The sequence below is a fragment of the Protofrankia sp. CiP1_Cm_nod3 genome, from assembly GCF_982290655.1.
On the sequence record NZ_CEVIVD010000014.1, the window covers coordinates 48101 to 48724 of the forward strand.

Consider the following 624-nt stretch of genomic DNA (forward strand, 5'->3'; position numbering starts at 1 on the left):
CCGTCGAGGCCCACGGCACCGGCACCACCCTCGGCGACCCCATCGAGGCCCAGGCCCTGCTCGCCACCTACGGCCAGCACCGCCCCGCCGGCCGGCCGCTGCTGCTCGGCTCGGTCAAGTCCAACATCGGCCACACCCAGGCCGCCGCCGGCATCACCGGGGTGATCAGCATGGTCGGGGCGCTGCGGCGTGGCGTCCTGCCGAAGACCCTGCACGTGGACGCCCCGTCCCCGCACGTCGACTGGACCACCGGCGCCGTCGAACTGATCACCGAGACCCGCCCCTGGCCCGACGTCGACCGCCCCCGGCGGGCGGCGGTGTCGTCCTTCGGGATCAGCGGCACCAACGCCCACGTCATCCTCGAACAGGCCCCACCCGCGGATGAGACCACCGGGAACACCGGGAACACCGGGAACACCGGGAACACCGGGAACACCGCCGGCGGCAACACGCCCGAGGCCGCCGGCACGCCCGCTGAGAGCGCGTTCGGCAGGAGCGCGCCAGGCGCGGGCACGGCCGACGCCGGAAGCACAACCGAGGCGGACGGGAAGCCGAGCGGGAGCACGCCGGACACTGCCGTCATCGCCGGTTCCGCCGGTTCCGCCGGTTCCGCCGGTGCCACCG

The 624-nt window shown here is 75.0% G+C and carries 1 protein-coding gene; it reads left to right on the plus strand.

The features are described from left to right. The coding region (locus AC5LUJ_RS05235) for a ketoacyl-synthetase C-terminal extension domain-containing protein (protein ID WP_493464554.1) at window positions 1-624 on the plus strand (624 nt) is incomplete at both ends.